Consider the following 14,248-nt stretch of genomic DNA (forward strand, 5'->3'; position numbering starts at 1 on the left):
CTATCCTTTCAGATTAAATGCATTAATTTGGTTAACAATGGATGCGACTAGAGATTGTTGAGTGTCATCGGACTCACTCCGAATAGCGGATTTGAAGCGGGAAATAAAACCTACTGCTTCTGATTTTGATAAACCGGCTGACTCTCTCAGCCAATCCTCAATATCTCGGATCGTTAATAACCCATCGATGCTCTTGAGTGATGAAACCTGTGCTTGGTCATTAGCGGGAAATGTACAAATACTGATTTCACGTAACAGGGAGATGTTTTTAAAAATACGACCTGAAGGTGTTCGCTCAAAGTCATTACGCAGACAACCGAATCCGATAGAAAGCCCGTCAACCGTGCCATGCTTCATTGCCGCTTTTAGATCTTGAGCCGCACTATGACCGGGTGTCAGTTGTCCTCTTACACGTAACCCTTTTTGATCTTCCTCCATGTACTCCCATTTCCCCACAGGAAGCTCCCAGACTCGATGGTTATAAAACATAGCGACTTTTTGTTTTTGCTTATCTAAAACATGCTTAAACGCACCGGGTAAAATAATGTCACCGTCGAGATCTTGATGACTAAATACGGAGGCATAACCTTCGAAAATGCCTTGTGTGTCATCTCCCGTAAATTTGATTTCCGCTTCATCAAAATTCAGTGTTTTTCTAATATCAGGCATTGAACCCCCATAAATAATTAAGCCCCACTTTCGTGAGGCTCTTTATTGAGTTGGTTAATCGGTAAATATTGTGCTTGCCGGTAAGCGACATCTCCACCTTCAAGAGGAGGATAATTATCGAGCCGTCGCATTTCATTAATGGTTCTTAGCCCTGATTCTCCCATCGCTTTCATAAACGCGGCGCGTGAAGTGGAATCGCCACGCAATAACTCATCAAGGTTATGTTCAGCATGGTATTTCCCCACTTCGGGTGGTTTTAGAAGCCAACGCGCAATGCAATTTTCCCATCGGGAGATATAGGGTTGTAAGGTATATTGAAGAAAACCTAAGTTTTGTTGCTCAATACCTGTTCCCCAACTTGTTGATTTTTCAACATCACCGACTAAGTGCGGTGGAACCCCAAAGAAACGAGCCAATTCACTGACTTGAAATTTGCGGGAAGACATTGTTTCTGCATCTTGAGGACTAACACCAATATCTTGTGCTTGAAATCCCCCTTCTAAGATCCACAATCGTTTTTTAACGGGACCACCCGCAATTTCTTTGAAATTCTCTTCAAGTTGGCTACGTTGCTCTTTATTCAATACCTTATCGCCCGTTGTCAGAATTTTAGGAGACTTAGCTCCATTAGCATAAAACTCACGTTGTTGATCTTCCATCGCAACGGCCGTGCTTGCTGTCTTACACGCATAAGCAATAGGCGACAATCCAACTAATCCATTAAAACCAAACCCTTTTAAATGAAAAATTTCGTGTTGTTTAAATTTGGCAAATTCATGATCACGCTGATATTTATAGATAATATTCTTCCCCTCCATGCGTACATCCATATTGGCAGACAACAGAGGAAGCAAGCTGATCACATCACCGACTTTATTTCGCTCAATCAACGCGAAAGCATTACCATAAAAGCAAAGTTGCATAGTCATTGCCTCTCGGAATTCTTGAGCCGTCATATATTGATTGGGCGAATATCGCAGTAATCGAGCCAATGGGTTACTTAAATCAACTTTGGTTCTATTTCCTTGCTTATCCGTTTCAAACACATCCAGTGGCAAACAAGCCGTTAACGTCGAAATTAAGCTAACACAACGCCAAACCGTGGATATTTGGAGTATTCGCTCATCATTTACAGAAGAGTCACCAAGCGAGCCTTGCGCTGAGATAACGCCTGATTGTGAACCTTGTTCAGGTGTCACGAGTCTTCCCCCGACAAAGAAAGAAGCCAGACGCGCAAACCAACCATGATTAGTGCGCAAATCGATTGAATATTGTTTATCTGTCATCACATACTCAATGGGTTAGAGAAAAAATCATCAAGGTTGCCATCATCAACCTCACCTTCCGCAGCACCAATCGCCATTGCAGATGCCACCACACCATCAATTCGACCAGTACTTTTTTTCTTGGCAAAGACGCGGTTATCTTTTTGGTCAGCCTCAAGCACAGCGGATGCGGCATTCCATCTCAAACAAGGATTGGTGTGGATCTCAATCTTCTTGTCATCAATGAGCTGTTCAAACAGTTCGATAGAGTGTGGCATCCATAGCCCTGAGTCTTTAGCTTTGTAATATCCTTGTCCATGCGGAGTTAAAGGAACCGTCACACCCGCTTCATCGAGTTTGGGTTCAAGGTATTTAATGCGATAAGGGTCAAAGGCAATGGCTCTCATGCTGACGTGCATCGCCATTTCAGCAATGCGTTCTGCCACAAATTCATATCTCACCGCATTCCCTGGAGTGGTATGCATAAAACCTTGCCTTACCCATAAGTCGTAAGGCACTCGGTCGGTTTTTGCTCTATCCAATAAGGTGTCTTTGGGTGTCCAAAATTCGACATAAAGACGTTTAAGACGAGGGAAATACAAGGCTAATGCGGTTAAATCTTTGGTTCCTGATAAATCCAATCCGCCATAACACTCTTCACCCTGAAGATCATCGAAGGTGAACGTGTTTTCACATCGCATCCATGTTTCACTGTTAATCCACGGATTATCGGCATCCACCCACTGACAAAAATTAAGCCGACGCACAATGCTTTCTTTCGCGGGCATACCTCGGGCTTGTGTCACTTGTTCGCGTAAGTAGCGATCAGAAAAGGTGTAGCCCAATGACGGATTGGCTTTCCCCCAGCAAGACTCATCCTTAAAGGGATCATCGCCTTCATCCAGTGAGCAAATATAGGAAAAGAAGCTGTCGTCTTCGATAGTGCCTTCGGCAACTTTTCGCCCGTATTCATGGTAGTCATAACACACACTGGTTTTATCATGGCCACTGTTGGTGATCATAAATATCAAGGCTTGCCGCCGACCTTTTGTACCCGCTCGCATCATCTCGACGGCAGTATTATTTTTATGCTCATGGATTTCATCAATCAACGCACAATGGGGACGAGGCCCTGATTGCCCATCATCCGAACTAATCGGGCGAAAGAATGAACTTGTTTTCAAATAAGCCAAGTTCCACTCTTTGCCTGTTCCGCCTGATTTGGTGATCCGCTGACTTAATGCGGGAGATTGATCAACCATCGCCACGCATCACGAAACAAAATCATGGCTTGGTCTTTTTTCGTAGCTGCTGCATACACTTCGGCGCGCGGTTCACTGTCAGCGACTAAACAATACAACCCAACGCCACCTGCCATCGGTGATTTTCCTGAACCTTTGCCTGATTCAACGTACACCATGCGAAATCGCCGTGTACCGTCAGTCATTTTCCAACCAAAAATAGAGCCAATCACAAAGCATTGCCAAGGCAATAAAATAAACGGCTTCCCTTCATGCTCCCCGCCATTGAGTTTTAAGACTTTCGCAAAAAAGTCGATCACTCTTTTGACAGCTTCAACATCCCAGACTAATCCCCGTTGCTCGGCTTCATTTAAATCTTTGAGATGACGCACACATGCATGACGAATATCAGGCCCCGCTAAAATTTTGCCTTGATGCACGTCTTGTGCGTATTGCGTTGCCGGATCAACCGAAATATTGGTTGAGCGGATCTTCCTCTTCTTCTCCACCATCCATCTTCACCTTCGAACGAGCGGCGGGGGTTAAACCAAACTCGACTAAATAACTTTTAAAGCGGCGATCTGCATCAGCCAACATGGCAACGGCAGGATTCGCTTTAATTAAGAAATCCCCTAATTGCGTTTTTGTGGTGTATGTCCGACCTTCAATGGCAATGGTATCTCGCAATTGAAGAATATCGGCGTAGATATCACACAGCCGTTCTAATGCCAGCGTGTCAGCCACGGTTAAAATACCCATTCCATCGAGTAATAAGGTTAATTTTGCCCACGCCATTTTCCCCCAATCCGTTAAATGTTCGGGTGGGCTTGGAATTTCACGTTTGGGTTGGGGTTCTTTATCGTTGAGTTTTCGTTTTCCCGGATTACCGGTGACCACCTTCAAGTGGGTCGGTTTCGGGCGTCTTCCTGTCATCGGAAACTCCCAGAAAAAAACTTTTCATTTCGCGGTTGTGCACACAAATGAGGGCGCTAGGTAATCAGGGCGAAAGCGTTTGAACTTTTACCCCGCCCCCACCCTGTATTTCATGGTGTTATTGATGCCAATGAGAATTGGGATCGAGAGGAATGCCATCCGCATTACAGCCAATGACTTTGCCACTCTTTTCGATACGTTGTTTGGTTGAGTTATGATGCAGTTCGCATAGGCTTTGAAAGTTATTTTTATCCCAGAATAAGGCTTGAGCTTTTGCGATACGTTCTTTATCACCTGATTCAAGTGCTTCTTTAAGACGATGTGGAGTAATGTGGTCAACTACTGTGGCAGCAGTAATGCGTCCTTGCTCTTGGCACATAACACAAAGTGGATGTTCATTAAGAAACGCTAATCGCACCTTTGCCCAGCGACCACCATAGACATTGCGCTTTTTCATGGTTTATCCCATTACAAATTTTCCCCAATAAAAAAACCACCAGCGGTTAACTGATGGCTATCCATTATTATCAACTCTCTTAAATAGATAATTTTTACAAATTAAAATAAAAATACATACACCAATCTAATAAATCAAATAATAAAAACTAGCATACTATATAATATTTGCTATATTCTATCTAACAATTAAATTTAATAGAAATTAAATGAATTTCAATTCATATCTAATTAACGACATAAAACCTTAATCTATTATTTATATTTAAAAGGATAATATAATGAATAAATTATTACTAATAGTTAGTATACTGTTTTTAAGCTCCACTACTTACGCAGCACAAGGAACTATAAAACTAGCCAAAGACTTTAAAAATATAGCTGAATACGTTAAATATCTCAATGACACGATCGTTAGTTCTGAACAATGTAGTGAACTTATAGATTCTTATAATAATGCAACTCTTATTGGTATAACAAATTACGCGTTATTACCAGACAGTGATGCTCTAGAGGCAGTTAAAAATAAATGTAGTGAAATAAATAAAAATGCAACAGAAGCAATCATTTCTGGAAATAAGATTGCGCACTAAAATGATATAATAAATGAACTACAATTAAGCTCTATTCATCTATTTCCATTTAAATAGAGCTTTATTAACAACAAAAAACAACCTATTAATTCCTGTAATTATAAATACTATATATTAAAATAACCTAGTACCTATCTAATTATTTAATTTGATTCTTCTCTGAGTAACCAATTATTTTTCTTAGTTCTCTTTCGCATAACTTCTTCAGATATGATATTTTATGTAACTACTTTCATAAGAAATAATAAACTGACTTGATTGCCATCCAAGCTGAGCTTTTAGTCATAATTTCTCTATATATTAATTATCATGATAAGATTTACGTACAATCCAAACAAAAATATCATTTACTAATGAAAACATCCCAAATAGATACCATTACTTCAACTTTAATTGACGCAATCAAAAATCCACGAGTTAAGCAAAAACTACACGAACTTAATTTATATTTTTATAATCGAAAACATGAGAATCAGATTAGGGATGAAATAAGCATTGTTATCAATGAGAACTCTGATTACTTAGCAATGACAGAACATCCCAAAAGCAGGAATGGTGCAGTGGACTTATCTCTTTATCCGGTAAATAAGGATGAATCTAGTTTGATTGCTACTATTGAATTTAAACATCATTATCCGAAGGATCTAACCATACCGGCAGTTCAAAATAGCATTATTTCTGACTTAACTCGTAATTTATCCAGTCAAACAAGTCATTTTATTCACATTATTCAACAAAGAAAAATGCGTAAAAAACCACCCGTTAGCGACGTAAAATTCTTGCAAAGAAATTCAGACGATATTGCTTATTACACATGCCTTTTAGAGAGTTTAGATAAATTCCCGTTAAAATACAATAAAAACAGCCACTCAATAACCATAAAATCAGAATTTATTGAGTCCACTTATACTTTCGATATCTACTCTCTTATGTGATAGATTTAATATATAAATTAAAGGGGTATGGATATAAAAAACTCTAATCACCTACACACTCCTGCCTGATGTAATCCTGCAACCCTTTAATCATTTGCTCTGACTCTGCAATTCGCTCTCTGAGTAACCAATAATTTCGGATAGCGGTGTCAGTAGGTCGGGCGGTGGTTGCATAAGCCAAGCTGGTGGAGGGAGTGGTTGTGACTTTGGGACACTCGGCTTTGATATACACCCGCTTAGGATGACGCTCACTAATATCACGCAAACGACTAATTTCATTCTTAGCATTCGCTAGCTCCTGTGTATATTGAATATCCAGTTGGTTTAATCGCATTATGCGTGCTTGATAATCAGTGTTAATAGACTTCTGTTCTTCGAGTGCAATCGTTAGTTCTTTGTTTTTTTCTATCAACAGATTAATCCTGTTAGCTTGCCTGTTAATCACCCAATAGCCACCCACAATGATGCCTACCATCACAATGACGACATAGAGTTTCCCGTATTTCATGATTAGTACCGATGATGTGAGAGTGCAATCTGACAGCGTTTTTCTAAACTAATGTGGTCTTTAGTACATGTGTTATCAATCAAGAGATAAATACCACCAGCAACGGTGATGAATAATGCAAGGATAAAGCTAATAATGATGATTAAAGGTTTCCATGACATAGTGCTGACTCCGCCTCTCGACGACTGACAAGCCCTCGCCAAACCTTTCCACCCGCATAAACCCAGCGTTTCATTTCTTCACAAGCACTCGATCTATCACCCGCGTTTAGTTTCTTGAGTAATGTTGAACGAGCAAATGCGGTTGTACCCACATTAAAAGCAAAGGAATATAAAGCGGCTTTGGTGTAGTCATCGAGTGGCACTTTGATTAATGCATCGACTTGCTGTTGTGTCTTAATAAAATCGTTTTGTAATAAGGCATCACATTCTTGTTGTGTGTATCTCTTACCCTGAATAATGTCTTTGCCTGTATGCCCATAACAAACTGTTAGAACACCCGCCACATCACGATAAGGTTCATAACGTACACCTTCAAAATGGGCTATTACTACTAACGCGATTGCTGTTGCCCCTGCTGTTGTTAACGCAGCTATTTTCTGTTTGAGAGACATTAAATATCCTTTGGCACTTTCACCATTAATTCAGCAAGCCTTTTTAATGTTTCGGTCGGGTTTTGTGGATCAACATGACGAACAAGCTCTTCAAATAATTGAGTGCGTTTTCGTTGTTCTCGACGTGTCATAAAATAAGTAGCTAAACCTAGAGCCATGCTAAACACCATCCCGATAACGAATCCCCATTCATATAACGAGAGGCTGGCAAAAAATGCCGTTAAGCCTGCGGTTCCATAAGTTACATTGGTTAATTTATCCATACGCATAGTCACCCCCAGAGGAGTGTCCGTTGATGATTAGTGTGAGAAAGTTAAAAGTGAAAATATAAGGCTTAATTAAATTAATGATTCAGACCAATGTGGTTGGCTGAATGAATGATCACAGGCTATTCAAGAATTCAGTGGGATCATTAAAAATATTCAGGTGCTCGCAAATAACCAAACATTCCAACTAATCGAAATTCCTTTCATAAAGAGAACATTCCAAATTAAATATCTCATCTTTATATCTTTGAATAACGCTACTTATAACCTCCTGTTGTATACCGGTAAAAGAATTCCATATAGCCAATAAAGATGTATCATGATCCGACCAAGTTTCACCTATAAAAATTTTATCTTTTATCATCGACTTAAAAATATCATTATCCTCCGTATTCACTTCTGATACATTATTATCAGGTAGGCGCCCAATAACGCAGGCTATATGGCCATTAGGATCTGCCAATCCAATGGTTTCATTTTTTATTTTCATACAAAGTCCTATGAGGAAAGAATGAATACTAAAATATTTGAAAAATTATTTCTTGCCGATGATAAAACTCGAAATGCTGTATTAACAATTTGTGAGACCGATACTCCCCTCGTCTCAGTTTTAACACTACATTTAACTTGTGAAAATTTTTTAGAAGCTTTTATATCAGCTCATCTAAATATTGAGGATTTGTTTGCAGAAAAACCAGAAAATATTAACGATGTTAGATTTAGAATGTCCTTTGAACATAAAAATAAGCTAGCTCAGCGATTAGGTATGCCAAAACAAGCATATGATGCTTTTTGTCATATTGATCAGATAAGAAATCAGTTTGCACATAAATTATTACATGCGGAAATACCCGCAGATAGAATAAATAAACTTTGCACTCTTATCGATTCAATACGCTCTTCAGAACAAGAATTAAAATTAGAAGATGAAGGTATACACTATTCCCCTTCTAATGCAAAAAAAACATTTACCTATCGAATGTCTGATCCCGATATTCCTCAACCGTTAAAACTTTGCATCGCATACTTCTCATTAATAAGAAGAGTCTCGATGATGTATCAATAATTATAAAAACCTACTTATAAAATAGTATGTAATTTGCCATAAACTCTTATAACTAAAAATATGAACTCTCTGGAGTTTCGGGAGAGTTCAACCTGTAAGAGCTAATTACAAATCAACATATTTATTTTTTGCTCTGTTTACTCAAAGTATCAAACAGCTTTCGACACATTAAATGCCCTTAATAAACCTTCAGGCAACTGCTCTTCCAGTAACGCATTAGAAACAATCACAAGACCATACATAGATATCCATGTATTCGTTTGTTGTAACTGTCCTTGAATAAATTGCTTCGCTTTCTCTAACAAATAAACACAACTCTCTTGTGTATTTTTGCGCCAATAAGATTCAATCGCCACCAGCAATGGGTCACCAGCATCATTAATCTTTTGTGTACCGATTCGATATTGTTTTTTACCTGCGGGAGATGTCGTGCAAATTAATTGCGTCAGTTGTTGAGTATCACCATCAACCGTATGAATATTTGCCGTTAAAATGGTTGAGATATTCATTTCACTGTCTGTTTCTGAGGAATAGTGAAGACTAAACTGTAATTCGCTTATCTCTTTTGACATAACATTTACCGATTTATTTTAGTTAATAAGGTGCCGACTCACAGCTCTTGTGTGAACGGTATAAGTGGGTGTTGATTCTGTGGTTGGCGTAGATGAAAAGGCTACAAAGTAACCTTATTTAATTTAGGGTTGAATATATTAATGAGAATAATTATCATTACATATGTATCAAATTGACAGGTCTGATACGAATTAGTACGACATGACTTACATTGCTTCTTGCGTTTATTTTATATGCCGATATGACTCCTAGCGTATCGGCATTTTTTTATTTTGTGTTGGGTAATTCTTTTATACTTATAATTTAGATATTCCGCTCAGATTTGACCCAAGACTGCTATAATTCAAGGCTAAATCTAGTTGTAGTGACAGAGTCGATATATTTATCCAGCATCTCGCGAGTTTCATCGCTAAATTTTCCTGTAGTTCATAATTCAACATTAACATCTGCATTTGAGTAGCTGCGCCTGGCAAACTTACGAAATACGGGTATTTGATGGGCAATCTAGTATTTTATTACTTCGTGTTTAACAACTGAGTAGGGTTTATACCCTTTACATTCAATGAAATATAGCTAATTAGGCTCCGAGAAAAAGGTATCTTCCGCTATATGGCATAATTATTTGTAGTAATTCTATCGCGTTCCGAAGATTTTCTACTTGGGCATTTAGCAACGTGATGTCTTTAATACCATGAAATAAATTATTTCGATACCTATAGACAATTAAGAGGCACACTTCGATTTTATCTTCAAAAGAAGTTTCTTTATTTCTTAGTACATCAAGTGATTTCTCAGTTTGTGAATCATCTCTAAAATAGAGGTAATCGAAATGCTTTGTTGGCTCACCGCTTTCATGTATATAGCGTTTAGACCAATATGATAGTTGGGAGTCGATCGCATCTAATGGCATATACCTTGCGACTCGCTTTGAAAAAGCTCCAATCTGATCTACAACATTCTCATTATAAGCTTCTGAAGCCTCAAAAATTGACCACATAAGAGTGAAATCGGATACTGCTTCGAGTGTATTAGGTTCAAGTTGTGCTGAGTGTCGTATGTTTTGTTGAATCCAATTAGATACTTCCACTGATAATTTCCTTTCGATAGAGTATTTATTCAATATGAATTTTGAGATTTTAGTCAAACAATTAAGCCGGGCACGGACATGACATGTCCTTATAAGACCCGTGTCATTTGGCAAATGATATACTGGTATTTTTATGACTGATATAGCAAAAGATGAACTTTTGGCAGATATCAGGATCAGATCACCACATTCCAGCTTGATAAGTCGACCATTCAGTCATGGTACGACAAACCTCCCGCTTCGTTGTCCGGATTATTCCAGCATCAGTAGCGGGGAATAATCCGTCAGCATCCCGTTTAAAAAACTCTAGGAGAGACACGATTACTCACCTAGTTATCAATTCTGAGCCAGCGACTGATGAATTAGAAGGCATAGTGATTTGGAAGTCCATAATCTGCACTTAATCACCACAATTCAATTAGTCATCTTGTAGCCCTAACTTCCTCTACTCGCTCAAACCAGTTCTCAATCTATCTACCCTAGTTCAGACCAAATACAATTAAAAACCCTCACAAAAACAATTAAGGCTACACACCATAATGCGTAGCCTTAATCTTATTCACATTCAATTATCTTTTGTCTTTATTTTCTATCGCTATTGTTTGCCGTTTTTCTTCTTCAGGTAACTCATACTCAATAGCGATGGTCAGAAGCCCACTTGATAAATCGGCTTTTTCTATTTTAACATTTTTACCGAGGTCAAATTGCAACGTAAATTGCCCTTGAGATATGCCTCGGTGGATCCATTTATCATTGTCTTCTTCTGATTTTTCTTCTTTTTTCCCTTCAATCAATAAACGGCTTCCTTTCAATGAAACCGATAAGTCATTTTCTTGATATCCAGGCACACTTACTGTCAATTCATAATGGTTATCATCAATCTGTTTCAGGTTATAAGTCTACACAGGTGATGCGATAGGCTTACTTCCTATTGTCCACTTCCCCTAAAAAGAGTCCCCTATAACTGAAAAAACTCTTAATTGGTTACTCATCTTTCTTTTTACAATGAGATAATTTCACATGAAATGTTGGAACGACAAGTTCTTAATATAGTAAGTAATAAACTGGAAAACGTATTAATAAATACTAAGAGATAGATCCCAATTTTGTACTACGGCTAGAGCTGATAATAACAAAACTTAAAGCTGGTAGAATCAATAGCAGAAGCATAGTCTGTATAGAATCCATCCCATAAGAGAAACTATATCATTGTATAATTGTGGTTAGCTTCCGCCGTTTCAAATTATACCGTCGTGCCATCACTATTTTGAATACAAAGATGACTGGATAATCAATTATATAGTATGATTAAAGCCTGTTTTCAGACAGGAGCATTAATGAATATTTATAAGATTGGTTGGCTCTACCATGGCGAAACCGTATATAAATCTGCCTCAGAGCTCTGCAACATCTATAATGTCAACATTATTCACCTAAAAAAAGTGATTAATGATGGTCATATAGAGCATTTTTTCTGGAATAAGAAAACCCGAGAAATCATTAGAGGAAAAGGAACTATCAAGAATGCTCCTTGGCTCCTATCCATGGATTGTGAATACATTACTCACTCTAGGGAACCCAAAGGAGAAATTCAACTTGGAGATTCCGTCATGGTGCATCGAAAATTCACACATAATGAAGAGTCTTTCATTTTTGGATATGTCACTGGGTTATTTTTTCTTGGAGATAAAAAAACATTAGAGATAACAAGAATATCACTGGATACCAGAATTGATGGTACAACAATAAAAGTTCTCCATAGCGAATCATCACCTGTTTTTTTCCTTAGTGACGGAATTAATGATCGCCATGAGTACATCGCTCCAACCAACAACTTGTTAAAAATAAAATACAAATATCAAATAGATGCAGTTGAGTTTCTTCTTGGCAATTTAAATACACTAAGAATTATTCGCGAAAAATACAGCAAACGCCAGCTTCCGCTGGCTGAACTAGCATTCCGCGATGTTCACCATGCCATGTTTGCAATACTTTATCCATGGGGAGGCATATATAGAACACATGATGTTGTGGTTGGGGATAGAAATAGAGAAACTCTACCATCAAGAGACATTACTAAATCCATGAGATCCTGTTTTCGACGAGTATCAAAACCAAGGTTAGAAAAGATCCGAACTAAAGAAAGCTTAGCGATGTTACTAACCGAATTGCATAAAGAACTGGCATGGATCCATCCTTTTGAGGATGGTAATGGACGCGCCATCAGGATGTATTTGCTGATATTATCTATGTCTATGGGTTTCCATATGGATTTATTTAAACTAAATGGTAATAAAAAAAGCAAAACGTTCTATCATTATGCAGTTAGAAAATCTATTTACGATTCAAATAACAGGTATCTCTACCGAATTATCTTCTTTTCACTTACAGAGATAACAAAAAAAATTGAACAAAAAACAAAATAAATATTTTTTAATAGTGACAATAAGATTTTTCAAAAGAATGAATCGTTTCTATAGGGTTCTGTCCTTCAAAAGGAGCCCTATCTCCTTCAAGGTACATTGAATTAACCATCGTATTATAAATAATTGAGATCATTTCATCTTCAGTCAGTTCATATGCCGCATCATCACTATTTCTGAGTTCAAATTTTACTGCACCATATTTTTTCATTCAATATCCCCCACAATGCTAACATGCTTTATAGCTTAAACCGCATAAAAAGTCAACATCCGCTGTGGATGCGATCTATATCACGGCAGTTACTACAATAACGTCTAGTTATGTAAACCAATATCCCAAATTATAGAGTCATTAACATATCTAATAACTAGAACATAATCTGTCACTGAACTAGGATGTTACTACCTAGACAGAATTTAGGCTATTTAGAATTTTTGACAAAAGCAATTATGGCTACATATAAAAAATATAAGTAGCCATATATACATACGATAACAATTACTTAATTAATTGTAATTTTGGTGTGAATTTATTTTTAGATCTCTGTATGTCTTCATTACCACTAATTGCTTCCATAAAGAAATTATTATTAAAAGTCAATGCACTCAGCTCATCAATTGGTAATCTTAATTGTTTTAATATTTCACCTCGTTTAACCCCTTGAGAACGTAATGTAGAAAATACCTTATCTAATATTAAGGATTTTTCACGTCCTGGCATTCCTTCAGGTTCACTAGTTCGATAACCACGCCGAGCTAACTCAATAGATAATTGTCTATAATGCCATTCACTAGATAACCCAACATCAAATGTACGCCGTACCAACGCGGCTAAAGAAACTTTCCAATTCTTTTTCATGGAAATTAATAATTCTAATGGAGGCATTCTTGGAATTGTCGCTAAAATACTACGCTCAGGCATTAGAAATGCTGATGCAAAACGATCTGCATCTAATTCAGCTTGTCGCCCATTATTACTAGAATGTTTATGAAGAACTAAATGACCTAATTCATGCGCCGCATCAAAACGACTACGTTCCGGTGTTTTCATTGTATTTAAAAGTACAAAAGGTTTTTCATCCATCCAGAATGAAAAAGCATCAACTTCAAGACAATTTTCAGCTAAAGAAAAAACTTTTATACCATTGGCTTCAAGCAAATGAATTACATTAGATATTGATAACTCACCTATACCCCAACTTTCTCTAACAGCTCTAGCAGCATGTTCTGGTTCTAAGTAGCTATCAAAACTACAATTAGGCACATTTACCTTAGGTAAGGTAAACTTATTATCAATCCACATGGACAACTCTTGCGCCAACTTTCCAGCACTAAGCGCCGAATCTCTTTTTTGAGCACTCAGTTTTGTCATTGCGCGAAAACTCACAGCTTCTGTTGATAAAGAAGGGATATCTCTATCAAGAAAAAACTCTATGGGATAACCAAGAACAGCTGATATCCTCTCCATGCTATCACTTGCAATAGGCTCAAAAATACCTGCTTTTTCATAATTAGAAATTGTCTTACTAGTTAATCCTGCCTCCTCAGCTAACGCCCTTTGTGTCAAGCCTCTCCGCTCTCTGGCTATACGCAAACACTCTGAATTAAACATGGTACATA

19 protein-coding genes are annotated in these 14,248 nt (G+C 37.7%); 4 read left to right on the top strand and 15 right to left on the bottom strand.

The genetic code is table 11. The annotated features are described in order from the left end of the window. The 6 genes from INT39_RS02775 to INT39_RS02795 all read right to left on the bottom strand — a co-directional run bounded on the left by INT39_RS02775 (window position 1) and on the right by INT39_RS02795 (window position 4,565). Window positions 1-669 (bottom strand): HK97 family phage prohead protease, encoded by a 669-nt coding sequence (locus tag INT39_RS02775; RefSeq protein WP_193014421.1) that lies wholly within the window; start codon window positions 667-669, stop codon window positions 1-3. A 17-nt stretch (window positions 670-686) separates the two neighbouring features. Continuing rightward, on the bottom strand, window positions 687-1,955 hold the full coding sequence (locus INT39_RS02780) for a phage portal protein (protein ID WP_193014420.1): 1,269 nt from the start codon (window positions 1,953-1,955) through the stop codon (window positions 687-689). Then, window positions 1,955-3,196 carry a terminase large subunit gene (locus INT39_RS02785; protein ID WP_226944468.1) on the bottom strand — a complete coding sequence of 414 codons (1,242 nt, stop codon included), beginning with the start codon at window positions 3,194-3,196 and terminating at the stop codon, window positions 1,955-1,957. Before INT39_RS02785 ends, INT39_RS02780 begins: the two co-directional genes overlap by 1 nt. Then, on the bottom strand, window positions 3,172-3,687 hold the full coding sequence (locus INT39_RS22430; RefSeq protein WP_226944470.1) for a terminase large subunit domain-containing protein: 516 nt from the start codon (window positions 3,685-3,687) through the stop codon (window positions 3,172-3,174). The genes INT39_RS02785 and INT39_RS22430 overlap by 25 nt, the downstream gene beginning before the upstream one ends. Further along, entirely contained in the window at window positions 3,641-4,108 is a 468-nt protein-coding gene (locus INT39_RS02790; RefSeq protein ID WP_193014419.1) for a phage terminase small subunit P27 family, read from the bottom strand. The genes INT39_RS22430 and INT39_RS02790 overlap by 47 nt, the downstream gene beginning before the upstream one ends. 118 nt (window positions 4,109-4,226) lie before the next feature. Next, complete coding sequence (locus tag INT39_RS02795; protein ID WP_109395512.1) at window positions 4,227-4,565, bottom strand: HNH endonuclease; 339 nt, start codon at window positions 4,563-4,565, stop codon at window positions 4,227-4,229. 280 nt (window positions 4,566-4,845) lie between these two features. On the opposite strand from INT39_RS02795, the gene INT39_RS02800 reads away from it, so the two are divergent. Both INT39_RS02800 and INT39_RS02805 read left to right on the top strand, forming a co-directional pair. Beyond that, window positions 4,846-5,157 carry a hypothetical protein gene (locus INT39_RS02800; RefSeq protein ID WP_193014418.1) on the top strand — a complete coding sequence of 104 codons (312 nt, stop codon included), beginning with the start codon at window positions 4,846-4,848 and terminating at the stop codon, window positions 5,155-5,157. Window positions 5,158-5,411: 254 nt separating this feature from the next. After that, window positions 5,412-6,092 (top strand): hypothetical protein, encoded by a 681-nt coding sequence (locus INT39_RS02805; protein WP_226944472.1) that lies wholly within the window; start codon window positions 5,412-5,414, stop codon window positions 6,090-6,092. A gap of 43 nt (window positions 6,093-6,135) precedes the next feature. Here the strand turns inward: INT39_RS02805 and INT39_RS02810 are convergent, their stop codons facing one another. The 4 genes from INT39_RS02810 to INT39_RS02825 form a co-directional block, all read right to left on the bottom strand. Then, complete coding sequence (locus tag INT39_RS02810) at window positions 6,136-6,600, bottom strand: lysis protein (RefSeq protein ID WP_193014416.1); 465 nt, start codon at window positions 6,598-6,600, stop codon at window positions 6,136-6,138. A 142-nt stretch (window positions 6,601-6,742) separates the two neighbouring features. Next, the gene (locus INT39_RS02815; RefSeq protein WP_193014414.1) at window positions 6,743-7,213 is read right to left on the bottom strand and encodes a lysozyme; all 471 of its coding nucleotides are present in this window, start codon (window positions 7,211-7,213) and stop codon (window positions 6,743-6,745) included. Then, window positions 7,213-7,476, bottom strand: coding sequence for a phage holin family protein (locus INT39_RS02820; protein ID WP_226944475.1), 264 nt, complete (start codon window positions 7,474-7,476; stop codon window positions 7,213-7,215). The genes INT39_RS02815 and INT39_RS02820 overlap by 1 nt, the downstream gene beginning before the upstream one ends. Before the next feature lie 190 nt (window positions 7,477-7,666). Continuing rightward, complete coding sequence (locus tag INT39_RS02825) at window positions 7,667-7,969, bottom strand: hypothetical protein (protein WP_193014412.1); 303 nt, start codon at window positions 7,967-7,969, stop codon at window positions 7,667-7,669. A gap of 21 nt (window positions 7,970-7,990) precedes the next feature. On the opposite strand from INT39_RS02825, the gene INT39_RS02830 reads away from it, so the two are divergent. Further along, the gene (locus tag INT39_RS02830; protein WP_058336192.1) at window positions 7,991-8,545 is read left to right on the top strand and encodes a hypothetical protein; all 555 of its coding nucleotides are present in this window, start codon (window positions 7,991-7,993) and stop codon (window positions 8,543-8,545) included. Window positions 8,546-8,694: 149 nt separating this feature from the next. Here the strand turns inward: INT39_RS02830 and INT39_RS02835 are convergent, their stop codons facing one another. From INT39_RS02835 to INT39_RS02845, 3 genes are all read right to left on the bottom strand, one after another. After that, a complete protein-coding gene (locus tag INT39_RS02835) occupies window positions 8,695-9,117 on the bottom strand; it encodes a hypothetical protein (protein ID WP_193014411.1) in 423 nt (140 codons plus the stop codon). Between the two features lie 578 nt (window positions 9,118-9,695). Then, window positions 9,696-10,205: a hypothetical protein gene (locus tag INT39_RS02840; RefSeq protein ID WP_193014410.1), complete on the bottom strand. Its 510-nt coding sequence runs from the start codon at window positions 10,203-10,205 to the stop codon at window positions 9,696-9,698. 569 nt (window positions 10,206-10,774) lie between these two features. Next, window positions 10,775-11,095: an Hsp20 family protein gene (locus tag INT39_RS02845; RefSeq protein ID WP_226944522.1), complete on the bottom strand. Its 321-nt coding sequence runs from the start codon at window positions 11,093-11,095 to the stop codon at window positions 10,775-10,777. A 447-nt stretch (window positions 11,096-11,542) separates the two neighbouring features. Here INT39_RS02845 and INT39_RS02850 point away from each other — a divergent pair, with 447 nt between their 5' ends. Continuing rightward, window positions 11,543-12,631 (top strand): Fic family protein, encoded by a 1,089-nt coding sequence (locus INT39_RS02850; protein WP_193014409.1) that lies wholly within the window; start codon window positions 11,543-11,545, stop codon window positions 12,629-12,631. 7 nt (window positions 12,632-12,638) lie between these two features. Here the strand turns inward: INT39_RS02850 and INT39_RS02855 are convergent, their stop codons facing one another. Beyond that, window positions 12,639-12,839, bottom strand: a complete 201-nt coding sequence (locus INT39_RS02855; protein ID WP_193014408.1) for a hypothetical protein — start codon at window positions 12,837-12,839, stop codon at window positions 12,639-12,641. A 288-nt stretch (window positions 12,840-13,127) separates the two neighbouring features. Continuing rightward, a complete protein-coding gene (locus INT39_RS02860) occupies window positions 13,128-14,240 on the bottom strand; it encodes a helix-turn-helix domain-containing protein (RefSeq protein ID WP_193014407.1) in 1,113 nt (370 codons plus the stop codon). Window positions 14,241-14,248: the final 8 nt, after the last annotated feature.

The sequence above is a fragment of the Pseudomonas sp. FME51 genome (assembly GCF_014897305.1).